The 26,462-nt window shown below is 72.8% G+C and carries 26 protein-coding genes, 1 pseudogene and 1 riboswitch; of the genes and pseudogenes, 11 read left to right on the top strand and 16 right to left on the bottom strand.

Features of this window, described 5'->3' with window-relative positions:
* The first annotated feature begins 34 nt into the window (after positions 1-34).
* Both ABH937_RS30725 and ABH937_RS30720 read left to right on the top strand, forming a co-directional pair.
* The gene (locus ABH937_RS30725) at positions 35-697 is read left to right on the top strand and encodes an HAD family hydrolase (RefSeq protein ID WP_370220132.1); all 663 of its coding nucleotides are present in this window, start codon (positions 35-37) and stop codon (positions 695-697) included.
* Complete coding sequence (locus ABH937_RS30720) at positions 697-1,125, top strand: NUDIX domain-containing protein (protein WP_370220131.1); 429 nt, start codon at positions 697-699, stop codon at positions 1,123-1,125. Before ABH937_RS30725 ends, ABH937_RS30720 begins: the two co-directional genes overlap by 1 nt.
* 22 nt (positions 1,126-1,147) lie before the next feature.
* Here the strand turns inward: ABH937_RS30720 and ABH937_RS30715 are convergent, their stop codons facing one another.
* Genes ABH937_RS30715 through gndA form a run of 3 tightly spaced genes read right to left on the bottom strand, consistent with a single transcriptional unit; the run spans position 1,148 to position 4,521 of the window.
* The gene (locus ABH937_RS30715) at positions 1,148-1,978 is read right to left on the bottom strand and encodes a family 1 encapsulin nanocompartment shell protein (protein ID WP_280693600.1); all 831 of its coding nucleotides are present in this window, start codon (positions 1,976-1,978) and stop codon (positions 1,148-1,150) included.
* A complete protein-coding gene (locus ABH937_RS30710) occupies positions 1,975-3,072 on the bottom strand; it encodes a Dyp-type peroxidase (protein WP_370220130.1) in 1,098 nt (365 codons plus the stop codon). Before ABH937_RS30710 ends, ABH937_RS30715 begins: the two co-directional genes overlap by 4 nt.
* 6 nt (positions 3,073-3,078) lie before the next feature.
* Positions 3,079-4,521 (bottom strand): NADP-dependent phosphogluconate dehydrogenase, encoded by a 1,443-nt coding sequence (gndA, locus tag ABH937_RS30705; RefSeq protein ID WP_370220129.1) that lies wholly within the window; start codon positions 4,519-4,521, stop codon positions 3,079-3,081.
* A gap of 285 nt (positions 4,522-4,806) precedes the next feature.
* On the opposite strand from gndA, the gene ABH937_RS30700 reads away from it, so the two are divergent.
* On the top strand, positions 4,807-5,169 hold the full coding sequence (locus tag ABH937_RS30700; RefSeq protein WP_280693598.1) for a DUF3592 domain-containing protein: 363 nt from the start codon (positions 4,807-4,809) through the stop codon (positions 5,167-5,169).
* 173 nt (positions 5,170-5,342) lie between these two features.
* On the opposite strand, the pseudogene ABH937_RS30695 reads toward ABH937_RS30700, so the two are convergent.
* The 3 genes and pseudogenes from ABH937_RS30695 to ABH937_RS30685 all read right to left on the bottom strand — a co-directional run.
* Positions 5,343-6,506, bottom strand: a pseudogene (locus ABH937_RS30695) (DUF2254 domain-containing protein); the annotation flags it as partial.
* Between the two features lie 309 nt (positions 6,507-6,815).
* Positions 6,816-6,890, bottom strand: coding sequence for a 50S ribosomal protein bL37 (locus ABH937_RS30690; RefSeq protein WP_370146874.1), 75 nt, complete (start codon positions 6,888-6,890; stop codon positions 6,816-6,818).
* A gap of 75 nt (positions 6,891-6,965) precedes the next feature.
* Positions 6,966-7,802, bottom strand: a complete 837-nt coding sequence (locus ABH937_RS30685) for an SDR family NAD(P)-dependent oxidoreductase (protein WP_370220128.1) — start codon at positions 7,800-7,802, stop codon at positions 6,966-6,968.
* A 643-nt stretch (positions 7,803-8,445) separates the two neighbouring features.
* Between ABH937_RS30685 and ABH937_RS30680 the strand changes: the two genes are divergently transcribed.
* Positions 8,446-9,378: a hypothetical protein gene (locus ABH937_RS30680; protein ID WP_370220127.1), complete on the top strand. Its 933-nt coding sequence runs from the start codon at positions 8,446-8,448 to the stop codon at positions 9,376-9,378.
* Between the two features lie 33 nt (positions 9,379-9,411).
* Here ABH937_RS30680 and ABH937_RS30675 read toward each other — a convergent pair whose 3' ends face one another.
* Positions 9,412-9,639 carry a hypothetical protein gene (locus ABH937_RS30675; protein ID WP_370220126.1) on the bottom strand — a complete coding sequence of 76 codons (228 nt, stop codon included), beginning with the start codon at positions 9,637-9,639 and terminating at the stop codon, positions 9,412-9,414.
* A gap of 296 nt (positions 9,640-9,935) precedes the next feature.
* Here ABH937_RS30675 and ABH937_RS30670 point away from each other — a divergent pair, with 296 nt between their 5' ends.
* Together ABH937_RS30670 and ABH937_RS30665 are read left to right on the top strand one after the other, a co-directional pair.
* Positions 9,936-10,220, top strand: a complete 285-nt coding sequence (locus tag ABH937_RS30670) for a DUF427 domain-containing protein (RefSeq protein WP_280693594.1) — start codon at positions 9,936-9,938, stop codon at positions 10,218-10,220.
* A gap of 193 nt (positions 10,221-10,413) precedes the next feature.
* A complete protein-coding gene (locus ABH937_RS30665; protein WP_280693593.1) occupies positions 10,414-11,199 on the top strand; it encodes an SGNH/GDSL hydrolase family protein in 786 nt (261 codons plus the stop codon).
* Positions 11,200-11,289: 90 nt separating this feature from the next.
* Here ABH937_RS30665 and ABH937_RS30660 read toward each other — a convergent pair whose 3' ends face one another.
* Both ABH937_RS30660 and ABH937_RS30655 read right to left on the bottom strand, forming a co-directional pair.
* Complete coding sequence (locus tag ABH937_RS30660) at positions 11,290-11,541, bottom strand: DUF4190 domain-containing protein (protein WP_280693592.1); 252 nt, start codon at positions 11,539-11,541, stop codon at positions 11,290-11,292.
* 116 nt (positions 11,542-11,657) lie between these two features.
* A complete protein-coding gene (locus ABH937_RS30655) occupies positions 11,658-11,816 on the bottom strand; it encodes a hypothetical protein (protein WP_280693591.1) in 159 nt (52 codons plus the stop codon).
* Positions 11,817-11,955: 139 nt separating this feature from the next.
* Here ABH937_RS30655 and ABH937_RS30650 point away from each other — a divergent pair, with 139 nt between their 5' ends.
* Together ABH937_RS30650 and ABH937_RS30645 are read left to right on the top strand one after the other, a co-directional pair.
* Complete coding sequence (locus ABH937_RS30650; protein WP_280693590.1) at positions 11,956-12,606, top strand: TetR family transcriptional regulator; 651 nt, start codon at positions 11,956-11,958, stop codon at positions 12,604-12,606.
* A 202-nt stretch (positions 12,607-12,808) separates the two neighbouring features.
* Positions 12,809-13,153, top strand: coding sequence for a rodlet layer protein (locus tag ABH937_RS30645; protein ID WP_280693589.1), 345 nt, complete (start codon positions 12,809-12,811; stop codon positions 13,151-13,153).
* A 73-nt stretch (positions 13,154-13,226) separates the two neighbouring features.
* Here ABH937_RS30645 and lpdA read toward each other — a convergent pair whose 3' ends face one another.
* From lpdA to ABH937_RS30615, 6 genes are all read right to left on the bottom strand, one after another.
* Positions 13,227-14,636 carry a dihydrolipoyl dehydrogenase gene (lpdA, locus tag ABH937_RS30640; protein WP_280693588.1) on the bottom strand — a complete coding sequence of 470 codons (1,410 nt, stop codon included), beginning with the start codon at positions 14,634-14,636 and terminating at the stop codon, positions 13,227-13,229.
* Positions 14,637-14,928: 292 nt separating this feature from the next.
* The gene (locus ABH937_RS30635; RefSeq protein WP_370220125.1) at positions 14,929-15,927 is read right to left on the bottom strand and encodes an alpha/beta fold hydrolase; all 999 of its coding nucleotides are present in this window, start codon (positions 15,925-15,927) and stop codon (positions 14,929-14,931) included.
* 95 nt (positions 15,928-16,022) lie between these two features.
* Positions 16,023-16,718 (bottom strand): pyridoxal 5'-phosphate synthase, encoded by a 696-nt coding sequence (locus tag ABH937_RS30630; protein ID WP_280693586.1) that lies wholly within the window; start codon positions 16,716-16,718, stop codon positions 16,023-16,025.
* An 11-nt stretch (positions 16,719-16,729) separates the two neighbouring features.
* Positions 16,730-17,659, bottom strand: a complete 930-nt coding sequence (locus ABH937_RS30625; RefSeq protein ID WP_280693585.1) for a pseudouridine synthase — start codon at positions 17,657-17,659, stop codon at positions 16,730-16,732.
* Positions 17,660-17,733: 74 nt separating this feature from the next.
* Positions 17,734-18,399: a class I SAM-dependent methyltransferase gene (locus ABH937_RS30620; protein WP_280693584.1), complete on the bottom strand. Its 666-nt coding sequence runs from the start codon at positions 18,397-18,399 to the stop codon at positions 17,734-17,736.
* A gap of 89 nt (positions 18,400-18,488) precedes the next feature.
* Positions 18,489-19,286, bottom strand: coding sequence for an SAM-dependent methyltransferase (locus ABH937_RS30615; protein ID WP_280693583.1), 798 nt, complete (start codon positions 19,284-19,286; stop codon positions 18,489-18,491).
* A gap of 239 nt (positions 19,287-19,525) precedes the next feature.
* On the opposite strand from ABH937_RS30615, the gene ABH937_RS30610 reads away from it, so the two are divergent.
* Positions 19,526-20,971, top strand: a complete 1,446-nt coding sequence (locus tag ABH937_RS30610; protein WP_280693582.1) for a serine hydrolase domain-containing protein — start codon at positions 19,526-19,528, stop codon at positions 20,969-20,971.
* 225 nt (positions 20,972-21,196) lie between these two features.
* Positions 21,197-21,356, top strand: a riboswitch (cyclic di-AMP (ydaO/yuaA leader).
* Positions 21,357-21,363: 7 nt separating this feature from the next.
* The gene (locus ABH937_RS30605; RefSeq protein ID WP_370220124.1) at positions 21,364-22,221 is read left to right on the top strand and encodes a LysM peptidoglycan-binding domain-containing protein; all 858 of its coding nucleotides are present in this window, start codon (positions 21,364-21,366) and stop codon (positions 22,219-22,221) included.
* A gap of 110 nt (positions 22,222-22,331) precedes the next feature.
* Here the strand turns inward: ABH937_RS30605 and ABH937_RS30600 are convergent, their stop codons facing one another.
* Positions 22,332-22,754 (bottom strand): MarR family winged helix-turn-helix transcriptional regulator, encoded by a 423-nt coding sequence (locus tag ABH937_RS30600; RefSeq protein WP_280693580.1) that lies wholly within the window; start codon positions 22,752-22,754, stop codon positions 22,332-22,334.
* A 163-nt stretch (positions 22,755-22,917) separates the two neighbouring features.
* Between ABH937_RS30600 and ABH937_RS30595 the strand changes: the two genes are divergently transcribed.
* A partial coding sequence (locus ABH937_RS30595; protein ID WP_280693579.1) for a helix-turn-helix domain-containing protein occupies positions 22,918-26,462 on the top strand: 3,545 nt, incomplete at its 3' end.

The raw sequence follows: 26,462 nt of genomic DNA, 5'->3' as shown, positions 1-26,462 counted from the left end.
AACGGGCTGCTCCCGCGCGCCCGTCCCACGTACGGTGTCCGACACGCTCTGGGAGAACAACATCCGCTTCGAGCGGGCGATCGAGGCCTTCCTGGACGAGGTGGTCCCGCCCGCACCCGACCGGGCCGCCGCCCGCTCGGTGCTGGACGCGATCGAGGCGGCGAACGCGGCCGTCCACGGGTACGGGTCGCAGGTCTTCCTGCGCAGTCTCGGCGAGTGCTTCGAGCGGCTGCACGGGCATCCTGCCAGCCCGGCCGAGCGGGCGCGCTGCGAGGCGCTGGCCGCCACGGTCAGCAGCGCCGAGGTGGAGCTGATCCCGGGCGTGGCCGAGACGCTGGGCGCGCTCGCCGAGCGGCATGAGTTGCTGCTGCTGACCAAGGGCGACCGCGCCGAGCAGCAGGCCAAGATCGAGGCCTCGGGGCTGGCGGGGCGGTTCCGGGCGGTGCACATCGTGCCGGAGAAGGATGTTGCGGCCTACCGGCGGCTGGCCGAACAGCACGGGCTCGTGCCGGAGCGCAGTTGGATGATCGGCAACTCGCCGAAGTCCGACATCGTGCCCGCCCGGCGGGCCGGGCTGAACGCGGTGTTCATCCCGCACCAGCACACCTGGGTGCTGGAGAACGACGTCGAGCTCGACCCGCACGACACCGGGGTGCTGCAGCTGGCCGCCTTCACCGAGCTCGGCGAGCACTTCTGATGGGTGATCAGCAGAAGCGGATCGGCGTCTCCTGCGTCTTCGTCTGCCACGACGGCGCCGGGCGGCTGCTGCTCGCCCGGCGGGCGGCCGGGGCGCGCGACGAACCGGGGCGCTGGGACTGCGGGGCGGGCGCGCTGGAGTTCGGCGAGAGCTTCGAGGCGGCGGTGACCCGCGAGGTGCGCGAGGAGTACGCGACCGAGGCGCTGGCGATCAGCGTGCTCGGAGTGCGGAACGTGCTGCGCGGCGAGCCGGTCGACTCGCACTGGGTCGCGGTGGTCTGCGCGGTGCGGGTCGACCCGGCGGCGGTGGCGATCGGCGAGCCGCACAAGTTCGACGCGCTCGGCTGGTTCGCCCCGGCCGAGCTCCCGACGCCTCGCCACTCCCAACTCGACGCCACCCTCGCTCTGGTCGACCTACGGCGTTTCTGACGGTCCGTCAAGCACCTGCCCGTCAGCCCTTGGACGCGGCGGCGAAACCGGCGGGCAGGTCGGTGAAGGTGACCGCGGCCTCCGGCGAGTAGAGCGCGAAGGTCAGCGACTCCTGCAGGTAGAGCCGCACCGAGTCGGCGTCGTGGCCGAGGTAGCCGATCGAGAGGTCCTGGCCCAGGTACAGCTCGAAGTCACCGCCTCGGGTGGAGAGCACCACCGCGCCCTTCAGCGCCGGCGCCCAGATGATCTCGCCGGTGACCACCCGGGCCAGGTGCTGGCGCACCGGGTAGCCGTGGTTGGAGGTCTCGTTCACCGCCGTGTAGGCGTCGGCGCCGAGCAGCAGCGAGTAGGGGCCGTCCACGCCGGCCAGCCGCAGCGTGCTGAGCGCCCGGCTGACCGCGTCCGGGTAGTCGACCACCTCGGCGGGCAGCGAGAGCGACGGGTTCTGCGAACCGGCGCGCACCCCGGTGATGCCGGCGGCCGACCAGCCGTCGAAGATCGCGGTGTCCTCGGCCAGCGCGATGGTGCGGGCGGCGTCCTTGACCGGCTGCCAGTCGGAGTCCTTGGCGCCGCGCTCCACGGCGTCGACGGCCTCCCGGCTCAGGGTGAACGGCGCCCGCAGCTCGACCACCGGGCGCGACTGGCGCGCGTACGCCTCGGTCCCCGGCACCAGCGCGGCGATCTCGCTCCGGTGGCCGTTGCCGACCGCCGCCAGCCCGGGACCGGCCGGTCCGGCCAGGTCGACCACCCGGCGCCCGGCCAGGTGCAGGGTGAAGGTGCGCCGGGCCTCCTCCTCGATCTCCGCCCAGGCCTCGGCGGAGACCGGGGCCAGCTCGCGGTGCAGGTTGTTCATGGGGTGGTACTCCTCTTCAGGCTGCCGATCTCGAGACTGCCGGTCTTGAAGCTGTCGGTCTTGAAGCTGCCGGTGCTGACACTGCCGGTGCTGACGCTGTCGGTCACGCCAGCGGCCGGCGCGGGCGCGGGCGGGTCGTCCAGCAGGTCGGCGGCCGGGACGAAGAACAACCCCCCGGTCACCGCGGTGGAGAAGTCGAGCAGCCGGTCATGGGTCGCCGGCGGCCGCCCGAGGAACATGTTCTCCAGCATCTCCTCGGTCACCGCGGGCGTGCGGCAGTAGCCGATGAAGTAGGTGCCGAACTCACCGCTCGCGTACGAGCCGAACGGCATGTTCAGCCGCAGGATCTGCCGCTCGGTACCGTCCGGGGCCGGGTCCAGACTGGTGAGCGCCACGTGCGAGTCGGCCGGCTGCTCGGCGGCGGGCAGTTCGACGTCGGCGAGCTTGGTGCGGCCCACCGCGCACTCCTGCTGCTCGACCGGCAGCGCCTGCCAGGCCGTCAGGTCGTGCAGGTACTTCTGGACGATGACGTAACTGCCGCCCGCGAACGCGGGATCCGCCGCGCCGATCAGCGCGGCGGCGTCGGCCTCGGTGCCCTCCGGGTTCTCGGTGCCGTCGACGAAACCGAGCAGGTCGCGCCGGTCGAAGTAGCCGAAGCCGGCCACCTCGTCCACCACGTCGGTGGCGCCCGCGAGCCGCTCCAGCAGCTGCCCGGCCAGCTCGAAGCAGGCGTCCTGGTGCTCGGCGCGCAGATGCAGCAGCAGGTCGCCGGGGGTGGCGGGGGCGGTGTGCGCGGGACCGCGCAGCTCGCGGAAGGGGTGCAGTTCGGCGGGGCGGGGGCCGGCGAAGAGGCGGTCCCAGAGCTGAGAGCCGATCCCGGCCACGCAGCTCAGCCGCGCCTGCGGTCGCCGGAAGCCCACCGAGCGGCGCAGCGGCGCCAGTTCGGGCAGCAGCTCGCGGACGGCCGGCTCGCCGCCGGGGCGCACCGTGAGCACCAGGAAGAGCGCGGCTTCGGTCAGCGGGTCTCGGACGGCTTGCGGCCGCGGGGCCGGCCCGGTCTGGGCCGCCCCCGCGGTGTCGTGCTCGGTGGTCACGGTCGGTCAGTGCTCCTGCTCGCTGCGGTCCCCGGCCCAGAGCGTGTGGAAGACGCCCTCCCGGTCGGTGCGACGGTAGGTGTGCGCGCCGAAGAAGTCGCGCTGGCCCTGGATCAGCGCGGCCGGCAGCCGGCCGGCCCGCAGCGAGTCGTAGTAGGCCAGCGCGGTGGCGAACCCGGGTACTGGCACGCCGAGTTGGGCCGCGGTCGAGACCACCCGGCGCCAGGCCGCCTGGGCGTCGCCGAGCGCCTCCCTGAAGTACTCGTCGGCGAGCAGCGTGGGCAGTTGCGGATCCGCCTGGTAGGCGGCCGTGATCCGGTTCAGGAACCGGGCCCGGATGATGCAGCCGCCGCGCCAGATCGAGGCCATCGCGCCGGGGGCGATCTGCCAGCCGTATTCGGCGCTGCCGGCCTGGATCTGGTTGAAGCCCTGCGCGTAGGCGACGATCTTCGAGGCGTACAGCGCCTTCTCCACGTCGGCCGCGAAGGTGTCGGCCGCCGCGCTGTCCAGCCAGGTCTCGGTCGGCCCCGGCAGGTCGCGGGCCGCCTCGCGCAGCGCCGTGCTGCCGGAGAGCGAGCGGGCGAAGACGGCCTCGGCGATGCCGCTGACCGGCACGCCGAGTTCGAGCGCGGTCTGCACGGTCCAGCGCCCGGTGCCCTTCTGCTCGGCCCGGTCCTGGACGATGTCGACGAACGGCTGCCCGGTGGCGGCGTCGGTGTGGCCGAGCACCTCGGCGGTGATCTCGACCAGGTAGGACTCCAGGCGGCCCTCGTTCCAGGACCGGAAGATCTTGGCGATCTCGGCGGGCTGGCGGCCACCGCCGTGCCGCAGCAGGTCGTAGGCCTCGGCGATCAGCTGCATGTCGGCATATTCGATGCCGTTGTGCACCATCTTGACGAAGTGTCCGGCGCCGTCGGGGCCGACGTGGGTGCAGCAGGGCTGCCCGTCCACCTTGGCGGAGATCGACTCCAGCAGCGGTCCGAGCGACTTGTAGGCCTCGGCGGTGCCGCCGGGCATGATGCTCGGGCCCTCCAGCGCGCCCTCCTCGCCGCCGGAGATCCCGGTGCCGACGAAGTGCAGACCGTGCTCGCGCAGCGCGGCCTCGCGCCGCCGGGTGTCCAGGAAGTGCGCATTGCCGCCGTCCACCACGATGTCGCCCGGTTCGAGCAGCGGGACCAGCTCGTCGATCACCGCGTCGGTGGGCTCACCGGCCTTGACCATGATGACGATCCGTCGGGGGCGTACCAGCGCGGCGACGAACTGCTCCATCGTCTCGTTCGGGACGAACGCACCCTCGTGACCGAACTCGGCCATCAACGCGGTGGTGCGCGCGGTGCTGCGGTTGTGCAGCGCGACCCGGTGGCCGTGCCGGGCGAAGTTCCGCGCCAGGTTGCGGCCCATGACGGCCAGGCCGGTGACGCCGATGTCGGCTGACTTCTGCACGCTCATTCAGGTGACTCCAGTCGCTGGTCCGGAACGGTGACACGGTCGAGGAGGCGTGATGACGGTGAACAGTCCTTAGCCTGCCGTGCCGACCCCCGCTAACGCACCCCGGCACGCGGGACGGGAGGTACAGCGTCAGCTGGCGCTCCAGCCGCGCGGCGCCGTGGTCGATGCCCGACCTGACCCCGCCGAGCCGGGCGGCCGAGCGCCGCGCGCCACGCCCTGTCGAGGCGCGGTGCGCGGCGCTACCGTGGAGGGAGTCGTCAGCGTCGGCCCGAGGGGATGGTGGCCGTGTTCGCACTGCTCGCGTTCAACCTGCTGTTCGGCGGCGTGCTCGCCTACCTCGCCGGGGCCGCCGGGCTGGCCCAGAACCGGCGACTGCGGCAGACCGGGATAGCGGCCACGGCCCTGGTCAAGCGCCGGCCCGAGGGCCGTCCACTGCTGCAGTTCGCCACCCGGGAGGGGCTGGTGATGGAGGTCTTCTCCCCCGTCGAGCTGCGCGGCGGCCCCGAGGTGCCGGTCCGCTACGACCCGGCGGACCCTCGCCTGGTGCTGGTCCAGGGGCGGGAGCGGCGCGCCGTCGAGTACGGCTTCCTGGGCGCTGGTGCGGCCATCGTCCTGACCGCCCTCACCCTGGCCGTGTTGTCACTCTGATCGACCGGCCCGGCCGCCACGCGCAGTGCCTCGTACCGCCGTTGCACGTCCGCCCGGTCCGCCGGCTCGGGCACCGTCGCCTCGCAGAGCCGCCAGATCATCGCGCCCTGCTCCAGCAGCACCGCACGCCGCTCGGGCCGCGCGGTCTGCTCCATCACCTTGCTCAGCGCGTCCAGTTGACGGATCATCACGGCCGGCATCGCGCCGGAGCACTGGCGGATCTTCTCGAAGGCGCGCTGGACCAGCCGGTCGTAGTCCGCCTGGTAGGCGATCAGCCGGATCCGGCCGCTGCGGTCGCGGTGCACGCGCTGCGGGTGCCAGCTCTGGTCGATCCGGCACAGGCAGTCGCTGAGCCAGTCGATGCAGGTCAGAGCGGTGAAGGTGTCGTTGACGGCGGGCGACAGGGCCCGGATGGCGATCTCCACCAGCTGGTCGACGCCGAACGAGATGTCCTGGGTGAGCGTGCGGTAGGGGCCGGTGATCTGGCCGCGGCGCAGCTCGCGGGCCACCCGCTCGGCGTGCTCGGCCGGCCAGACCACCATCAGCGGGTGGCCCTGGACCAGGAAGTGCCCCGGCCGGTGCGGCAGGTGGATCACCACGTCGGCCTCGGTGGCGATCCGCAGCAGGTGCTGGTGGCTGATGTACTGCAGGTAGCCGCTGGCCGCGGTCGGGATCGCCGCGCCGCGGGAGGTGACCAGGGCGAGCAGCCGCTCCCGGTCGAGGCCGCAGTCGCCGCGCACGGGAGCCGGCTGGTCCTCGCCGCCCTGGGCCTCTATCGCGCGGGCCAGGTCGGCGGCGATGGCGGCGATCACCTGCGGCAGTTGGATCATGGTGGCGATGTGGTTGATGAAGTAGATCAGCACCGCGAGATCGAGCCCGGTCAGGCCGAGCGCGATGGTGATCGACAGGTGCGGGACGAAGTCGCCGTGCGGCCCGGGGCTGATCACCACCAGCACCAGCACGCTGTAGCAGAAGGTGGCGACGAACGCGCCGAGCGCCAGCTGGGTGCCCCGGTCCCGGATGAAGTTGCGCAGCATCCGGGGGCCGAACTGGGTGGAGGCCAGGGTGAGCGCCACGATGGTGATCGAGAAGACCAGGCCGACCACGGTGATGATGGCCGCCGCGATCGTGGTGAGGATCTGCCGGGCGCCGTCGGCCGTGCCGCTCAGCACCCAGGTGGCCAGCTTGAACCGCCCGTCGTAGGCGGCCCGGTCCAGCGCGGTGGTGGCCGCGAAGAGCAGCACGGCCAGCAGCGCCTGGATCGCCGGGACCAGCCACAGGTTGGTCCGCAGCCGCTCGCGCCGCCAGTCCGCCGACCGGAACACCCTGCCGCGCATCAGCGCGCCACCCGAACCCGCGGCCGGTCCGTGGCGGAGGGCATGGCGGTGGGACTGCTGGCGAGCACGAAGGCCTCCTGGCAACACGGGACGCCGCACGGCGAAACCGCGCGGAGATCAGAGCTGTCTCCTGTTGCCGACCAGACTTCCCGGCGCACCAGCCGATGAGCCTAGCCCACCGGCGCCGGGGGTGTTACCGCCGCGTCAAGATCTGCCGTCGCCGCCGACGACGAGGTGCCCTCCGACACCCTGCGGGCATGCCGGAGCCCGGCGCCGGTGGCACTCGGCGCCGGGCGGCCCAGGGGCGGGCTACTGGTTGGCCTTGCGGCCGTGGTTGGCCTTCTTCTTGCGCCGGGCCCGCTTCTTCCTCGCTCGCTTGGACATGGTGTGCGCCGTGCTTTCTCTGGTCGGGGCTTCCTCTTGTCGGGATACTGCTCAGGTGATTACCGGGCCCGCGGTTCAGGCGCGGGTGACCAGCAGGTCGGTGAGCTTGGCCAGCCGGCGCTGCGAGCGCTCCTCCTGGGCGGCCGCGGCGGTGGCCGCGATGTCGCCGCCGTCGTAGTAGGCGCCCGGCGTGAGGCGGAAGTCCGGCAGGCAGAGCCGGACCACAGCCGCCGCGCCCTCGGCGGCGGGCGCGCCGACCCGGCCGTAGAGCGGGAGCAGCGCGGTGTCGCACAGGCCCGGGTTGACGCTGACGGCGGTGATGCCGGAGTCCGCCGGGGCCATGTCGCCGGTGGCCATCGTCAGGGCCAGCTGGGACTGGGCGTAGGCGGCGACCCGGGAGTACTTCTTGGTCCGGTTCGGGTCGTTCCAGTTCATCGAGGCGGTGCGGTGCAGCGAGGAGGAGACGTTGACGATCCGGGCCTGCCCGGCGGCGGTCAGCGGGGCTCGCAGCAGCTTGGCGAGCAGGTGCGCGGCCAGGAAGTTCACCTGGAACGAGACCTCGTTGCCGTCCGCGGAGAGGGTGCAGCGCTCGGGCGCCATCACGGCGGCGTTGTTGATCAGCAGGTCGAGCGCCGGAACGGCGGTGGCCACCGCCTCGGCCAGCCCGGCGACCTCGGCCAGGCTGGTGAAGTCGGCCGCGTAGCTGTGGAGTTGCTCGCTCGGCAGGCCTGCCTCGTGGACCAGCCGGTCGACGGCCCGCTCGCCGTCCTCGACGGTGCGCGCGTGCAGCAGCACGGTCGCGCCCTGCTCGGCGAGCAGTCGGGCGCTCTCCCAGCCGATGCCGGAGGAGGCTCCGGTGACCAGGGCGGTGCGACCGGCGAGGACGGACTGGTTGTTCAGGACTGCGGACATGACCCATCCAAAGGGTGCTGGGCACAACCCGGGGTGCCGAGACGCGGTGAGGCCGCGCCGCGGGGGCCGGGCGTGCGGGGAAACGCGCCGGAGCGCGTGGCGAAGACGCCGCTCGGCCGATCGCGACAGGCCGACCCGAGGCGGATCGGCAGCGCGAGTCGCAGCCGTGGAGCGGGGGTGAAGCGGTGCTCACGGTGTGCGCGTGGGCCGCTGAGCGATCACGAGGACGCAGTCGGGCCGCCGGCACAGCCGGAGAGCAGAGAGCGCGGGTGAGCCGGTATCGACCCACCCGCCGCGCGACCAGGCTCAGCTACGGGGAGGCAGCACTACCGAGCGGCGCGAACAGGCGCGCCGGGCCGACCCGCGCGCGGATGCGGCGGTCGGTCGTGGTGGCGGATCGGCCTGTTCATGACGTTCATTCAAGCCAACCCGATCGCGCCGGGCAAGCCCGTTCACTCGCTCTGATGAATCCTTGATGTCCGCCGCCCCCAGGTTTCACCGAAGTTCCGGGCCAGTTCCGGCCGAGTTACGGCCATCGCCGGAGCGGCGATGACCGAGGCCGCCCTGGCCATGTCAAGCTTGACGGGCCATCAGGTCCCGCCCCGAGCCGCTCCGGCTACGGGCGCCCGATCCAGGAGGCCGCGTGGGCACCTTCGCCAAGCAGTCGTCGCAGTCGTTCGCCAAGCACTCCTTCACCAAGCACTCCTTCGAGTCGATCTACCAGCAGCCGCTGCCGCGCGGCTACTTCCATCGGCTGGCGCCGCTGCGCTATCGGACCCCGGACTTCGCGCGCGGGCTACTCCCGGAGACGATCGCCCGGCTGCGCCGCCGCACCGGCCGGCAGCGGCTCAAGATCATCGATCTGGCGTGCGGCTACGGCATCAACAGCGCACTGCTCAAGTTCGGGGTGGACTTCGCGACCTTCGCCAGGCGCTATCCGGCGTCGGCCACGCCGCCCGGGTGGGCCGCTTCGCACCTCGCTCCGGCCGCCGAACGGTCAGCCGCCGAGCGGTCAGCTGCAGGACGGTTCGACCCGGCGGATGCCGACGGTGACGGCACCCACCAGGCCGTCGCCCGCGACAGCGCGTTCCTGCGGGCCAGGCCGCGGGACACCGAACTCACCGTCGTCGGGCTGGACGTCTCGCGCCCCGCGACCGAGTACGCCCTCGCCACCGGCCTGCTCGACGCCGTCGTCAACACCGACCTGGAGCACGAGGACCCCACCGCGGCCGACCGGGTCGCGCTGGCCGGAGCCGATCTGGTGCTGGCCACCGGGGCGTTCAGCTACCTCGGCACCGCCACCCTGGACCGGGTCCTGGCCCTGCAGAGCACACCGCCGGTGGTGCTGGGCTGGCCACTCTACGGCCAGCCCACGGAGTCGCTGGCCCGCTGCCTGGCGGCCCACCGCCTCACCGTCACCCGACCCGACTCGACCCCGCGCCACCAGCGGCACTTCGCCGACCCCCGGGAGCGCGAGGCCTACCACTACTCGCTGCGCCGGCTGCGGCTGCCGTTCATCGGCTCGGCGGCCGAGGCCAGCCTCTGCGTCACCTCGCTGCTGGCTCATCCTGCTTGATCCGCCGTACAGGCCCTCGCATCAGCTCCGGCGTCACACGGCCCGGCTGAGCGACGCCTGCGCCCGTCGCCCCACCGGCGCCGCGTGGCGCCCCCGCTTGCGGCTCACCTGTCGCGGCCCGCGGCCACGACGGCCGAGGCCGAGGGCCGACCCGGTCGCCCGGGCGCGCGCTCGGCCGGCGTCGCGGCGAGCCGGGTCGGTCAGGCTGAGCAGCAGGGCCAGCAGCGGCGGAACGGTCAGCAGCAGCATGGTCAGCGTCATGGCGGACACCTCTTCCGATCGTCAACGAACGGCCCGAGAGCAGTCTCACCGCTCCGCGCCACCGGTAACCGCCCGTCACACAATCGCCAGGGCCCTTCACCCAGCGGGCCGCGTCGGCGCTGCGGCGTCCGGCCGCAGGCCGATCCCGTCCGAGTGATCACCCGTAACCGGCCGCCCCGCAGCCGGGCGGACGTAGGCTGGAGCCATCGCCGCCCAGCAGCACGGGCACGGCAGCACCAGCACGGCAACACCCGCGCAGCGATGACCCGATGAGCGAAGAGAAGAGGAACCGCCCGATGCCCACCGCGTACTGGAACGGCCAGGTGATCGCCGAGAGCGACGACACCGTGGTCGTCGAGCAGAACCACTACTTCCCGCTGAGCGCCGTCCGGGCCGAGTTCCTGGCCGACTCGGCGACCACCAGCAGCTGCCCGTGGAAGGGCACCGCGAACTACTACACGCTGGTGGTGGACGGCGAGCGCAACGAGGACGCGGTCTGGTACTACGCCGATCCCAGCGCCGAGGCCGAACAGGTCCGCGACCGGGTCGCCTTCTGGCGCGGCGTCGAGGTCCGCGCCTGACCCGCCGCGCGGGGCCGCCCGGCCCCGCGCACCTGACGCAGTCTCACCCCGTTCATCCCGCCTCCTCGCCCCGGCGCGAACCTCCGCACACCATCGGCCCAGGTATTCCCGCCGCCCGGGTGGTCAACGTCACGCTCCGCCACCCCACACCTACGGTGGCGTAGGTCACTTGAGACAGTGAACTATTCTGCCCATGGCTGACCATCTGGAGACCCTTGACCCCATCAGCTCCTACGCGGCCCTCGGCGACAGTTTCACCGAGGGCCTGAACGACCCCCGCCCGGACGGCGGTTTCGCCGGCTGGGCCGATCGCCTGGCCGAGCTGCTGGCCGACCGGCGACCGGCGGGCGAGTTCCGCTACGCCAACCTCGCGGTGCGCGGACGGCTGCTCGACCAGGTCGTCACCGAACAGGTCCCCCAGGTCCGGCGGATCCAGCCGGACCTGGTGACCTTCTGCGCCGGCGGCAACGACATCCTGCGTCCGGGCAGCGACCCGGACGAGGTGGCCGAGCGCTTCGAGGCGGCCGTCTCGCAACTGCGCGAATCGGCGCGGACGGTGCTGATCAGCACCGGCTTCGACACCCGGAGCATGCCGGTGCTCAAGCACCTGCGCGGCAAGATCGCGACGTACAACGGGCACCTGCGGGCGATCGCGGACCGCAACGACTGCGCGGTGGCCGACCTCTGGTCGCTGCGCACGCTGCAGAACCGTCAGGCGTGGAGCGAGGACCGCCTGCACCTCTCCCCCGAGGGGCACCAGCGCGTCGCACTGCTCACCGCCCGGGCGCTCGGCCTGACCACCGAGGAGGACCCGGCCGCGCCGTGGCCCGCCGAGCAGTCGCACACCGCCGCCGAGCAGCGCCGGGAGAACCTGCAGTGGGCGAAGGACTACCTGCTGCCCTGGGTCGGCCGGCGGCTGCGCGGCGAGTCCTCTGGCGACCACGTGGCGGCCAAGCGGCCCGACCTCCTGCCGCTGTGAACGTCTGAACAGCACCGTGCCCGGGCGCCCTGCGGAGGGGGCGTCCGGGCACGGTCATGAGCGGTGCCGGGCAAGCTGACTGACGGAGCGTCAGCCGATCTGCCAGATCGATCCGTGGCTGCCGGCCAGCGTCACCGCGAGCACGATCAGGTCGCCCGCGCCGAGCGCGAGGCCGAGCAGCGCGCGGCCACGCCGGGCCGTGCCGCGCACCAGCGCGAGCGAGCCGAGCACCAGGGCCAGCGGCCCGAAGACCACGTTGAAGAGCAGCAGGCCGATCAGGCCGACGACGAACGAGGCGACGGCCATCCCGTCCGCCTCACTGGTCAGCGTCCGAGTTTCCATCGGATTCCCCTTTCGGATGACAGAACGAGTGGTGACAGAACGAGTCGTGATTGAACGGGTGGTGATTGAACGGGTGGTGACGGAGCGGAGAGCGGCCTCCGTCGCCTGACGGTGCGTCAGCGCTGGCGCAGCCGGGCGAGGCCTTCGCGGGCCCCGAAGACCAGCAGCCAGGTGCCGATGGCCGCGGCGGCGATCAGGAAGTGCGCCAACGTGGTGTGCGCGGCGGCGCCCAGCAGGACACCGGCGACGGCGAGTGCGGCAAAGAGGAAGATCATGGTCGGACCCTTCAACTGGCAGGAAGCCCCGGGCACCGCCGGCGGACACCGCGCCCAGTCGAGCTTGAGCTAACAAGTGTTCGCCGACATCCCCACTCTACGCTGGCGGAAGTCGGCAAACAGTTGTTTACTGAATGATGTGAGTCACATCGTCGGAGTCAGAGCCGCCCAGAAGGAGCAGAGCCGCCGCGCCCTGCTGGACGCGGGCCTGCGGCTGCTCGAACACCAGAACCTGAGCGGCCTCGGCGTCCGGGAGGTGACCCGGGCGGCCGGGCTCTCCCCGGCCGGCTTCTACCGGCACTTCCGCGATCTGGACGAACTCGGCGTGGTGCTGGTCACCGAGTCGCTGCAGAGCCTGCATCTGATGATCCGGAAGATCCTGGCCGAACAGGGCGATGCCGAGGAGCTGATCGACGGCGCGATCGCGGTGATCGCCCGGCACGTGCGCGAGCACCGGGCCCACATCCGGTTCCTGACCCGTGAACGGCACGGCGGGGTACGGCGGGTGCGCGAGGCGATCGCGGCCGAGCTGGCCACCTTCACGGCGGAGACCGCCGCCGCGCTCGGCACCCAGCCGCAGAGCGCCGGCTGGAGCGCCGAGGACCTGCGGATGCTCGCCGGCCTCTACGTGGAGCACCTGGTGGCCACGGCCGCCGCGTTCCTGGAGGCGCCCGACGCGCCCCCCGCCGCCGCACGCGCCGCCGAGCGCCGGATCGCGGCGCTTGCCCGTGACCAGCTGCGCCTGATCAGCCTGGGCCGCCGGCACTGGCCGACCGCGCCGCGCACCTGACAGACCCGCGCCGGGCCCAGCCGGACAGCGCCGCTCCCGCCCAGGTCAGCCGCTGACCGCTCCGGACGGGTGAGTCCGCCGGCCTGCCAGTGTCCTCTCCCGGACCCGGGCGTTGAACGCCACGTCGCGACCAACGTTCGGACACCGGCGCGCGGTCCGCTCAGCACCGCCCGCGCCGGTCATTGTCGAGAGGATATGACTCATGCTCAAGAAGGTTCTGGCGGGCACCGGGATCGCCGTCGCTTCGCTGGCCACGCTGGCCGCGCCCGCGATGGCGATCGGCGACGCGGACGGCTCGGCGACCTCGGTCTCCGGCAACGGCGGCACCAACGCCACCGGCACCATGGGCAACCACAGCCCGTCGTACCACGCCGCCGACAACCTGAACCTCTGCCTGCCCGAGGTGCACCATGTGCAGGTCGGCGTGCTGGTCCCGGTCCAGGTCGACGTGCCGATCGCCAACCAGCAGCAGCACCAGATCTGCAACGTGGGCGAGACCACCCAGGGCAACGGCGACGGCCCGCTGCTCTCGCACGCGATCGGCTGACCTCGCCGCTGCCGCAGCACGCAGAGGCCCGCGCGGGCGTCCGCGCGGGCCTCTGGTCGGCCGGTCGGCCAGGTCAGAAGTTGATCATGTGCCCGGCCAGGCCGTGGATGGCCTCCTTGACCGCCTCGCCCAGGGTCGGGTGGGCGTGCACGTTGCGGGCCACCTCATGCACCGTCAGGTCCCACTGCTGGGCCAGGGTCAGCTCCGGCAGCAGCTCGGTGACCTCGGGGCCGATCAGGTGGGCGCCCAGCAGCTCGCCGTACTTGGCGTCGCTGATGATCTTCACGAACCCGATCGGGTGGCCCAGGCCGTGCGCCTTGCCGTTCGCGGTGAACGGGAACTTGGCGACCTTGACGTCGTATCCCTGCTCGCGGGCCTGCGCCTCGGTCCAGCCGAAGCTGGCCACCTGCGGCTGGCAGTAGGTGGCACGCGGGATCATCACGAAGTCCACCTCCATGGTCTCGACGCCGCCGATGGTCTCGGCGGCGATCACGGCCATGGTCTCGGCGGCGTGCGCCAGCATCAGCTGGGCGGTGACGTCACCGATCGCGAAGATGTGCGGCACGTTGGTGCGGCCGCGCCCGTCCACCGCGATCGCGCCGCGCTCGGTCAGCGCGACGCCGGTGGCCTCCAGGCCGTAGCCCTGCACCCGGGGCGCGAACCCGATCGCCTGGAGCACCTTGTCAGCCTCCAGCACCTCCTGCTGCCCACCCCGGGTGACCGTGACCCTGACCTTGGCGTTCGGGTCGCTGTCGTCGATCGAGTCGACCCGGGTCGAGGTGAGGACCTGGATGCCGAGCTTCTTGTACTGCTTGGCCAGCTCGGCCGAGATGTCGGCGTCCTCCAGCGGGACCATCCGGTCCAGGAACTCGACGATGGTCACCTTGACGCCGTAGCTGTTCAGCACGTAGGCGAACTCGACGCCGATCGCGCCGGCACCGGCGATGATGATGCTCTCCGGCAACGCGTCGGTGAGGATCTGCTCCTCGTAGGTCACCACCCGCTCGCTCAGCGAGGTCCCGGGCAGCAGGCGGGTGGTGGCACCGGCCGCGATGATCACGTGGTCGAAGGTGACGGTGGCGAAGCCGCCCGCGGTCAGCGCGACCTGCAAGGTGTGGTCGTCGATGAAGGTGCCGCGGCCGTCGAACTCGTCGATGGCGTTCTTCTTCATCAGGTAGTGGATGCCGGCCACCCGGCCGTCGGCCACCTTGCGGCTGCGCAGGAACGCCTCGCGGTAGTCGAAGGTGACCTGGCCCTCGACCTTGATGCCGAAGGTCTTGGCCTCCCGGGTGAAGATGGTGGCCAGCTCGGCGTTGCGCAGCAGCGCCTTGGAGGGGATGCAGCCGACGTTGAGGCAGACGCCGCCCCAGTACTTCTCCTCGATCACCGCGGTCTTCAGTCCGAGCTGGGCCGAGCGGACGGCCGCGGTGTAACCGCCGGGGCCGGCTCCCAGGACTACGACGTCGTAGTGGTTGCTGCTCATGATTCTCGTTCCGGTCCTTCGGTGCGACGTTCGGTGGAGGCACCCGGTGGGGCGCTCCATGAGATGGTGCCGCAGCCGACTGTATTCCCAGCGCTCCACGTCGACCACGTGTACCCACCTGCTGGCCGTAGGGCCCCTCTTACGGATCTTGTCGGATCAGCGCGCGGCGGTGGGCGCCCGGCTGGGCGTGCCGGCGAAGCGTCCTCGTACTGGGTCGTACTTGGATGATTCGCCGGTGCGTCCAGCCGGGAGGCCCGGCGTCGCGCGCCCGGCAAGATCCGTAAGAGAGGCCCTAGGGCCGCAAGTGATCCAGGAAGGCCAGCAGCTCGGCGTTGACCTCCGTCGGGCGCTCCTGCTGCGTCCAGTGCCCGCAGCCCGGCAGGATCACGCTGCGGAACAGCTTCGGCGCGATGCTCGGCAGGCTCGCCACCAGCTTGTCCACCCCGTACATCGCACTCACCAGGTCACGGTCGCCGCCCACGTACAGGGCGGGCACGGTGATGCCCAGGCCCTGGAAGGCCGACAGCAACTCCTGGTTGCGGTCGATGTTGCGGTACCAGTTCAGCGGCCCGGTGAACGCGTGCTCGCCGTGCGGGGCGTAGTCCGCGGCGAAGGCGGCGATGTCCTCCTCGGTCAGCCAGTGCGGCAGTTCCTTCGGCTCGGGCAGCGAGTCCAGCAGCGTCTGGCCGTCCGGGACGATCCACGGGGCGGGCTGGCTCGGGTTGTCGCCCGACGCGCCGTACAGCGTCCGGCGGAAGGTGGTCGGCAGGTCCCGCGCCATCTCGGCGTCGGCCACCCCGGGCTGCTGGAAGTAGTGCTGGTAGAAGCCGTCCCCGTAGCGGCGCCGGCTCAGCTCCACCGGCACCAGGCCTGCGGGCAGCCGCGGCGGCACGCTCAACCCGGCGACCGCGCTCACCAGGTCGGGCCGGAGCATCGCGGTGATCCAGGCCACCGGCGCGCCCCAGTCATGGCCCACCACCACCGCCTGCTCGGCGCCCAGCTCCCGGATCAGGCCCACCACGTCGCCGACCAGGTGCGGCAGCGTGTAGGCGTCCACCGCGCTCGGCCGCTCGCTGCGCGCGTAGCCGCGCTGGTCGGGCGCCACCACGCGGTAGCCGGCCTCGGCGAGCGGCGCGAACTGGTGCCGCCAGGAGTACCAGCTCTCCGGGAAGCCGTGCAGCAGCAGGACCAGCGGGCCCTCGCCCTGCTCGGCGATGTGCAGGCGGACGCCGTTGACCTCGACATGGCTGTGCTTGACCGCATGGACCACGATGACTCCCTCGGCAGACACTGAACGTCAGGAGACAGCCTAATCAGTCAACTTACCGAAGAGTAGCGAGGGTTCGGACAACTTCCGGCCGCGCCCGGACTCACGGCCGGCGCGGGTTACGGCCAGAGCAGCTCGCGCCGCCAGCCGTCGTCCCGCGAGCCGCGCCGGTAGACCAGCCGCAGGTGCCGTCGGTCCGCCGCGCCCTGCCAGAACTCGACCTCCCGCGCCCGCACTCCGTACTGCGTGTAGCCCTGCGCCACCAGGCCCGGCTCCGCCGCCAGCTCCCGTTCGGCCGCACCCCAGGCCGCCCAGAACTCCTGCGCCGTGCCCAGCCGCTCGCTCTGCCGCCCCACCAGCGCGGCCGCCCGCGACTTCGGGCTCAGCAGCCGGAACACCTCACCGGCCGCCGCCGCGTCGCCGGGGGTCACCTCTCCCCGCACCCGCACCTGCCGCCCCAGCGCCGGCCAGTACCAGGTGAGCGCGGCCCGCGGCTCGGCCGCCAGCTGGCGGCCCTTGGGGCTGCGGGCGTCCCCGGCGAACCACCACACCCCGAGCTCGGGGTCCACATCACGCAGCACCACGATCCGCGCGTCCGGTGCGCCGTCGAGCCCGACCGTGCTCAGCGTGACCACCTGGGCGTCCGGCGACTCCACCCGCAGCGCGTCGAGCAACCAGCTCACGAACAGCTCACCCGGCCCGGCCGGCGCCGCCTCGGGAACGAACCCGGGCAGTTCGCGCGCCATCGCCGGCCGGCCGAGCAGCAGTTCCCGCAGCGCGGCCAGGTCGGCAGCGGGTGCCTCGCCCCCGGTCATCCCGCCGCCGCTCATGCTGCCGCCGCCCAGGCCGCCAGCGCCCGGCGCGAGCGCAGCCGCACCGGCTGCCCGCTGACCGGATCGGTGAACGCCAGGCCGGCGGCCAGCAGTTGCAGGGGCGTGCCGAAGTCGTCCGGCGCCGCCTCGGGCAGCACCCGCGGGTAGACCGGGTCGCCGAGGATCGGGATGCCCAGGCCGCTCATGTGAAGCCGCAGCTGGTGGGTGCGACCGGTCAGCGGGGTGAGGCGGTAGCGGGCCAGCTCGCCGCGCCGCTCGATCAGCTCGATCCGGCTCTCCGCGTTCACCGGCCCGGGCACCTCGCGGGCGGCGATCACGCCGCGCTCCTTCACGATCCGGCTGCGCACCACCCGGGGCAGCGCCAACCCGGCGTCGTAGCGCGCCACGGCCTCGTACTCCTTGGTCACCAACCGGTCCCGGAACATGGTCTGGTACGCGCCGCGCGTGTGCGCCGTCGCCACGAACATCACCAGCCCGGCGGTCAGCCGGTCCAGCCGGTGCGCGGGAATCAGCTCGGGCAGCTCCAGGTCGCGCCGCAGCCGGGAGAGCGCGGTCTGCACCACGTGGCTGCCGCGCGGGGTGGTCGCCAGGAAGTGCGGCTTGTCGACCACCACCAGGTGCTCGTCCCGGTGCACCACCTCGAGCTCGAACGGCACCGGGACCTCCTCGGGCAGGTCGCGGTGGAACCAGACGCTCGCGCCGGGCTCGAACGGCGTGCCGTGGTCGACCGGGCCGTGCGCGCCGACGATCTCCCCGGCGCGCAGCATCTGTGCCAGCCGCTCGGCCACCCCGTCCGGCAGCCGGTGGGCCAGGTAGTCGGCCACCGTCGGCCAGGGACCCTGCTCGGGCAGCCGGACCCGGACCGGATCCACCCCGTCGCGCTGCGGCAGCGGAGCGGGGGCGGGCTTCGTCCTGCGTCTCATGCCGCAGAGCCTACGGGGGTTCACCCGCGCCCCGACAGCTACGCCGCAGACGCATGAAGCGACCGCTGCCCTGGTCAGCCCGGCAGTACCTGCGTGATCCGCCAGAGGCGGCGCGGCAGTTCGCCCTCCTCGAACGGGTGGACGTCGACCGACCGCCACCCCGCGCCGAGCGCCTCGACCAGCTCACGGGAGAAGAAGTGGACGGCGAAACCGCCGTGCTCCCAAGTGTCGTCGCCATGGCCGATGCCCGCTCCGTAGTGGGCGTCGCCGGTGTGCCGCACCGTGTAGACGAAGACGCCGCCCGGGCGCAGCACCCGCCGCACCTCGGCGACCAGGGCGTGGATCTCCTCGGTGGAGAGCGCCATGCAGAGCAGCATGTGCGCGAAGACCGCGTCCACCGAAGCGGCTGCCGGCGGCAACGGCTGGCGCACGTCGTGCACCGCCGTGGTGACCCGCCCGGCCACCTGCCGGGCCTCGGCCGCCGCGCGCAGTTGGGCCAGGCCCACCGGGCTGAAGTCGGTGGCGAGCACCGAGAACCCCTCGCGCGCGAAGTAGAGCGCGTCACGGCCGTGCCCGGCGCCGAGTTCCAGCACCTCGCGGGCGCCGGCCGCCCGGAAGGCGGCGGCCGCGTGCACCGCGGGCTCGGAAGGCGCGGCTCCGTACATGCCGGGGTTCTGGTCGTAGGTGCGCTGCCAGTGCTCGCGCTGCGTTCGAGCCAGTTCCCGCTCGTCGTGCGACACGCTGCCGTCCTTCCGCTCGATCCGCGCTGACCAGCGTAGACGGCAGTGGACGTCAAGGATCCCGCCGCCGGCGCGGCCGGGAGGTCAGCTCAGCTCTTGCGCCCGACCCCCGCGTACATCCACCGGGTACTGGCCTCCGTCGGACCCTCCGCGCGCCAGAGCGGCACGAAGTCCACTCCGGGCTCCAGCAGTTCCCAGCCGTCGAACAGGTCGGCCACCTGTGTGCGGGTCCGCAGCCGGATGCCCGAGGTGGTCTTGTCCCAGGTCTTGGCCACCTCCGCGGCCCGCTCGGGATTGCCCTCGTGGGTGCTGTGCGAGAGCAGCAGATAGCTGCCGGGCGCCACTCGCTCGCGCACCCGCCGAACCGCCTCGCGTGCCTCCTCGTCCGTGACGAAGTGCAGCACCGCCAGCAGCAGCACGGCCACCGGCTGCCCCAGATCGATCAGCGCGGCCAGCTCCGGACGCTCGAAGAGCTCGTCCAGCTCCCGCACGTCCCCGGTCAGCACCGTGGTGGTGCGGTTGTCCGCCAGCAGCGCGCGGCCGTGGGTGAGCACGATCGGGTCGTTGTCCACGTACGCCACCCGGGCGTCCGGGTCGATCGACTGTGCCACCTGGTGGACGTTGCCGGGCGAGGGCAGGCCGGCACCGATGTCGACGAACTGCCGGACCCCCGCCTGCGCGGCCAGCTGGACCGCCCGGCGCAGGAAGGCGCGGTTCTCCCGGGCGGCTGCCGGGATGTCCGCCGACGCGCTGATCGCGTGCTCGGCCGCCTGCCGGTCGGGCGCGAAGTTGTCCTTGCCGCCGAGCCAGTAGTCGTAGATCCGCGCGGGGTGCGGCCGGTCGGTATGAAGATCCGTCAGATAGCTTCCGTGCTCGGACTGCTGCACCGTCTCCCCCTTGCTCCACGCCCGTTCGTGGGCGGCCCGGTGCAGCATAGCGGTCGCGTTCGAATCGGTACGGCGGCGGGTGCGGGCGCAGACGCGAACCGGTACGGCGGCGGGTGCGGGGCGCGGACGCGGTTCGCCGCTCCGATTTAATGCCGGGCCACGCCTGGTGGGCCCGGGTAAGGTCGAGCGATCCGATCCCCGCGCCGACACCCCCGGCCGCCTTGCGAATGCGAGATCAGATGACCGACCCGGCTGCCGAGTTGCCGTACAACGAGCAGCGAGCCGACGAACTGTCACCCCCCGCCCTGCCGGTGCCCGACCTGCTGCCGGAGACCGTGCGGGCGCTGCGACACCGCCTCGCCGTCGGACAGGCCGAGGGCCGCACACCCTCCCTGGTCGGCGCGGTGGTCCGCGACGGGCGGCTGGTGTGGACCGACGCCCGCAGCATGATCGAGGGCCACGCGCCGGACGAGAACGTCCAGTACCGGATCGGCTCCATCTCCAAGACCTTCACGGCCGTCCTGGTCATGCGCCTGCGGGACGAGGGTCTGATCGACCTGGCCGACCCGCTGGAGCAGCACCTGCCCGACACCGCCGCGGGCGGCGCCACGATTCGCCAACTGCTCAGCCACACGGCCGGCCTGGCCGCCGAGACGCCCGGCCCCTGGTGGGAGCGCACCTCCGGCGAGCTACGCCCCGAGCTGGGGCACCTGCTGGAGGACCAGCCGTTCCGGCACTCCGGCGGGGAGCGCTTCCACTACTCCAACCCCGGCTTCGCGCTGCTCGGGGCGCTGGTGGCCAAGATCCGCCGGATGCCCTGGATCGACGCGCTGCGCCAGGAGGTGCTGGAGCCGCTCGGCATGACCCGCACCACCCTGCTGCCCCAGGCCCCGCACGCCGGCGGGTTCGCGGTGCACCCGTGGGCGGACGTGATGCTGCCCGAGCCGCTCACCGACACCGGCCTGATGGCGCCGGCCGGCCAGCTCTGGTCGACCGCCGCCGACCTCGCCCGCTGGGCCGCCTTCCTTGCCGGCGCCACCCCGGGCGGCACCGGCAAGGTGCTCTCCCGCGACACCCTCGCCGAGATGCGCCGGCCCGCCGCCGCGCCGGAGGGCGACTGGAGCTCGAGCTACGGGCTCGGCCTGCAGCTGCTGCGCCAGGACGGACGCCTACTGATCGGCCACGGCGGCTCGATGCCGGGGTTCCTGGCCGGCCTCTGGGTGAGCCCGGCGGACGACGTGGCCGTCGTCACACTGACCAATGCGACGTCGAGTCCCTCGTTCTGGCCGGTGGCCGGCGAGTTGCTCGCGATCGTGGCCGAGCGCGAGCCCCGGTTCCCCGAACCGTGGCGCCCGTTCACCGACGCCGATCCCGAGCTGCTGGCGCTGACCGGCCCCTGGTACTGGGGGCCCACCGCGCTGGCCCTGCAGCTGCGGGCCGACCGCACCCTGGAGCTCAGCTGGCTCGCCACCGGCGCCCGCCGCGCCCGCTTCCGTCCCGAGCCCGACGGTTCCTGGACCGGCCTGGACGGCTACGACGCGGGCGAGTCGCTGCGCGTGGTGCTCGCCGCCGACGGCTCGGTGAGCCACCTCGACCTGGGCACCTTCGTGCTGACCCGCACCCCGTACGACCCGGCCGCGGCCGTGCCGGGCGGGGTCGACCCGCAGGGCTGGCACGCGGGCTGACGGAATCTCAAATCACGCGGAGATAACAACGCCCATTGTGAGGGGAATCACGCGAGGAATCCTCCGCTGGATGCTTGACGTTTTTCTGACTCTCTCCCAGGTCGAACATGAGACACCTCACATTGGCTTGTGATAGGACCTTCGACCTGATTACGGTGCATCTCGTTCGTCTTCACACGAACCCCGCTCCCCGGAACGCCGAATCCTGCCGCCGGACGGAGTGGGCACGTGCATACACAGCACCACGGCAGGGGCGGGGGACCCAAAGGTAAGTCGCCTCACCCGGATTCTCCGGGCGGGGCTTGGGGTGAAGCCGCGCAACTGCGCGGCCGGGCAACTCCAGCCCGAATCCGACAGCTCACCTCGCAGGCGTGGGAGAGGAAACGCTTTTCATGCTGTCCGTCAACGGTCGCTCCAGCCTGCCCAACCGCGCCGCCCTCAAGCGCGCCATCGCCGTCACCGTCCTCGCCGGTGTCGGCGCCGGTCTGCCGCTGATCGCCGCGACCGGCGCCAGCGCGGCGCCGCTCCACCAGGCCGGCTACGGCCACCACCACACCGCCGAGCAGGGTTACGGCTACACCGCCCACCAGGCCGCCGCCCCGCAGGCCGCCGCCGCTCCGGCTGCCGCCCCGCAGGCCGCCCCGGCCCCCGCCGCCGCTCCGGCCGCGCCCGCCGGCTACACCGTGCAGAGCGGCGACTGGCTGTCCAAGATCGCCACCAGCCACAACGTGCAGGGCGGCTGGCAGAAGCTGTACGAGCTGAACAAGTCCACCCTGACCCACGGTCCGGACGCGCTCTACCCCGGCCAGCACCTGGCGCTGGGCGCTGCCCAGACCGCCCCGGCCCAGGCCCCGGCCGCCACCCAGGCCCCGGCTCCGGCCGCGCCGGCCGCCGCGCCGAAGGCCGCTGCCGCGGTCGTCGCCGCCCCGGCTGCCGCGCCCGTCGCCGTGAACGTCAGCAGCCCGAGCTCGCTGCAGGCGCTGGCCGCCTCCATCGTCCCGGCCGACCAGCTGGCCTCGTTCGACCAGATCATCACCCACGAGAGCGGCTGGAACGTCAGCGCCACCAACCCGAGCTCCGGTGCCTACGGTCTGCCGCAGGCGCTGCCCGGCAACAAGATGGCCGCCGCCGGTGCCGACTGGGCGACCAACCCCGCCACCCAGATCAAGTGGGCGCTGCAGTACATGGACACCACCTACGGCAGCCCGAACCAGGCCTGGGCCTTCTGGCAGGTCCACCAGGCGTACTGATCACCCCGTGATCAGCAGCCACAGCTGCAGCCGTAGCTGAACCGGCCGGCCGGTCGACAGGTCCTCGCACCTGACGACCGGCCGGTCGGCTTTTCACGCCGCGGGTCGGATCAGTCCGCGGCGCCGTAGCGGACCAGGTAGCCCGCCAGCCGCGCGACATCGTCGTCCGTCCAGTCGGTGAACCGCTCGGTGAACGACTGCCGCCGCATCTCGTACGCCTCCCGCAGCAGCGCCAGGCCCTGCTCGCTCGGGCGCAGGATCTGACCGCGCTGATCCTCCGGGTCCACCTCGCGACTCAGCAGCCCCAGCTTCTCCAGTGCGCCCACCTGCCGGCTCACCGTCGACTTGTCGAGCAGGAAGTACGCCGCCACGTCCGCCGCCCGGCAGCCGCCGCGCTCGTTCATCAGGTCGAGAATGCTGTAGGTCACCAGCGACAACCCCGGATGCAGCTGCGAGGCCTTGTGCCGGGCGCGGCGCGCGAAGGCGGTCAGCTCGCGCTGGATGGTCTCGATCGATTCGTCCCGACCCGACACGCTCGTCTCTCTTCTCCCGCGCCGGAATCTCCCGCGCCGACCTCTCCGATACTGGTTGCGCAGTACAACATAGCGGCCGACGGTGGTCCGAGGCGCTCATCACAGCCGGTAACCTTTCGTTGACAGATCCGACAGATCCGACAGGCCGTCAGTGGAGTGACAGATGGATCGGCATCCACCGACGGACCCGCCCGTCCGCTCCGCCACCACCTCGCCCCAGGAGTTCGGCGCGGAGCTGCGCCGGCTGCGGACCGCGCGTGGGCTCTCGCTCAGTGCGCTGTCCCGACTCCTGCACTACAGCAAGGGCTATCTCAGCAAGATCGAGAACGGCAGCAAGCCGGCCGGCCCGGACCTGGCCCGCCGCTGCGACCAGCTGCTGGACGCCGACGGCGCTCTGGTCCGGCTCGCCGACCCCGAGCCGGCGCCCGAACGCGCGCCCGGCGGCCTGCCCGCGCCCGCCGCGACGGACCGTGCGCCTACGCTGCCCTGCCCCTATCCCGGCCTGGCCGCCTTCGGTCCGCAGGACGCCCGCTGGTTCGCCGGCCGCGAGAGCGCGCTGACCGCCCTGCTCGATCGCCTGGCCGAGCGCGCCGGCCACGGCCCGCTCGCCCTGGTCGCGCCGTCGGGCGCCGGCAAGTCCTCCCTGCTGCGGGCCGGTCTGCTGCCGGCGCTGCGCCGCGGCGCGCTGCCCACCACTCGCCCCGGGCCCCAGCGGGTGGTGGTCTGTACACCCACCGGCCGGCCGCTGACCGCGCTCCGCCGGGCCCTGGAAGCCGAGCCACCCACCGCCGACAGTCCCCACGCCGAGGCCCTTGTCCCCCGGCCGACCGGCGACGGCGGCGGCAGCGGCCTGGTGCTGGTGGTGGACCAGTTCGAGGAGGTGTTCACCCTCTGCCCGGATCCCGCCGAGCGGCGCGCGTTCATCCAGGCCCTCTGCGAGCTCGCCGCCGATCCGGGGCCCTCCCCCACGCTGGTGGTGCTCGGCGTCCGCGCCGACTTCTGCGGCCGCTGCCTCGAACACCCCGAGCTGGTCCCCGTCTTCACCCGCGGCGTACTCGCCCTCGGCCCGATGACCGCCGCCGAGCTGCACCAGGCGATCACCGGTCCGGCTGCGGAGGCCGATCTGCTGCTGGAACCCGGCCTGGTCGAGGTCCTGCTCCGCGACCTCGGCCTCGCGGGCATCCCGCACCCGGCCGGCTCGCCGGAGGACCCGGCCACCGCGATCGCCGCACCGCTCCAGGCCGGGCTGGCCGGCGTCCTGCCGCTGCTCTCGCACGCGCTCCTCGCCACCTGGCAGCAGCGCGAGGGGCGCACCCTGACCGTCGCGGGCTACCTGCGCACCGGCGGCATCCAGGGCGCGATCGCCGCGACCGCCGAGAACCTCTTCGCCGGCCTGACCGGCGAGGGCCGCCAGACGGCCCGTCAACTGCTGCTCCGCCTGGTCCACGTCGCCGAGGACAGCGAGGCCACCCGCCACCCGGTTCCGCTCGACCAACTCCGCACCCCTGCCGCCGCCCCCGTCCCCAGTCCCGGCGCCGCTGCGGCCCTCGCCAGTGGCTCGACCAGCGGGTCCAGCGCCGGCGACCAGGTCGGCCCCGTTCTCGATGCGTTCGTGCAGGCCCGGTTGCTGACCGTCGACAGCGAGACCGTGCTGATCACCCACGAGGCCCTGATCCGGGCCTGGCCCCGGCTGCGCGGCTGGCTGCACGCGGACCGGGCCGGTCTGCTGGTCCGTCAGCAACTGGCCGAGGCCGCCGCCGAATGGGAGCGCGAGGGCCACGACCCGGCCCTGCTCTATCGGGGGACCAAGCTCGCCGCCGCCTACGAGTACCTGCGCGATCCGCGCCGACGCGCCGAACTGAGCCCGGGCGAGGCCGCTTTCCTGACCACCGGGCACGACCAGGAAGCGGCGCGCGAGCGGACCGTGCGACGCCAGACCCGCCGCCGGCGGCAGTTGCTGGTCACCCTCGCGGTGCTGCTGGTGCTGGCCGTCACCGCGGGTGGCGTCGCCTACCGGCAGCGGGCCGAGGCGTTCGCCGGGCGCCGGACCGCGCTCTCCAAGGCGCTGGCCGCCGAATCGGCCGCGCTGGCGGCCGGCAGACCGGAGGCCTCGATGCTGCTGGCCGACGAGGCCTTCCGCACCGCCCCCACCACGGAGGCCCGCAGCGCGCTGCTCAGCAGCCAGTCCCAGGCCTTCGCCGGTCGGCTCTTCGGACACACCGGGCCGATCAACGCCGTCGCCTTCAGTCCGGACTCGACCCGGCTCGCCACGGCCAGTGCGGACGGCACGCTGAAGGTGTGGCAGGTGACGAGCCGCCAGCTCGACACCACGCTCACCGGACACGGCGGGTCGGTGCGCACGGTCGCGTTCAGTCCCGACGGCCAGACCCTGGCCTCCGGCAGTGCCGACGGCACGGTCCGCCTGTGGGACATGGCGGGCCGCCGGCTGCCGGTCACCCTCTTCGGCAACGGCGGCGGGGTCCGCTCGGTGGCGTTCAGCCCGGACGGCCGGACCCTGGTCTCCGGCGGGGCCGACCGCAACGTCCGGCTCTGGGACACCACCAGCCACACCCTCACCGCCACCCTCACCGGACACACCGACGAGGTCCTCGGCGTCGCCTACAGCCCGGACGGCCGGCTGGTCGCCTCGGCCGCCGCAGATCACACCATCCGCCTCTGGGACACCACCGGCCACACCCTCACCGCCATCCTCACTGGACACAGCGACGAGGTCCTCGGCGTGGCCTTCAGCCCGGACGGGCACGCCCTGGCCTCCGGCTCCGCCGACCGCACCGTCCGACTCTGGGACACCACCAGCCACAGCCTGATCACCACCCTCACCGGACACAGCGACGACGTGAACGGCGTGGTCTACACCGACGGCGGCGCCACCCTGGTGAGCGCGAGCGGCGACGGCACCGTGCGGCTCTGGGACCTGGCCACCCGCCGGATCATCGCCACCCTCTGCGGCCACACCGACTACGTTCAGGGCGTCGCCGTCAGCCCGGACGGCGCGGTGATCGCCGCCGCCGGATTCGACCAGACCGCCGCGCTCTGGCAGTTGGGGGCGTCCGCGCTCACCGTGCACCCGTTCACCGAGATCTGGCAGACCGCCTTCAGCACCGACGGGCGCACCGTCGCGGCCGCCGACGCCGCACATACCGTGCGGCTCTGGGATGTCGCGCGCCACACCCTGGTCGGCACGCTGGACGGCCACAGCGGCTCGGTCTTCGGCATCGCCTTCAGTCCGGACGGCCGGTTGCTCGCCTCGGCGGGAGCCGATCAGACCATCCGACTGTGGGACCTCGCCGCACACGCCCAGGTCGCCGTCCTGACCGGCCATCAGGACTCCGTCTTCGCCGTGGCGTTCAGCCCGGACGGACAGTTGCTCGCCTCGGCCGGCGAGGATCGCACCGTGCGCTTCTGGGACGTCCGAACCCGGCGGCAGGTCGGCGTGCTGACCGGCCACACCGACTTCGTGAACACGGTCGCCTTCAGCCACGACGGGCGGACCCTCGCCTCCGGGAGCGACGATCTGACGGTCCGGCTCTGGGACGTCACCGCCCAGCGCCTGTCGGCCACCTTGACCGGGCACACCGGCTCGGTGCGCGCGGTGGCCTTCGCCCCCGACGGCCAGACCCTGGCCAGCGCCGGCAACGACGGCACCGTCCGCACCTGGGACACCCACGACCACACCCTCACCGCCAC

This window comes from Kitasatospora sp. GAS1066B, assembly GCF_041262605.1.
Lineage (GTDB): Bacteria > Actinomycetota > Actinomycetes > Streptomycetales > Streptomycetaceae > Kitasatospora.
Note: the sequence above shows the minus strand (reverse complement) of the source record. Positions and strands in the feature narration are given on the sequence as shown.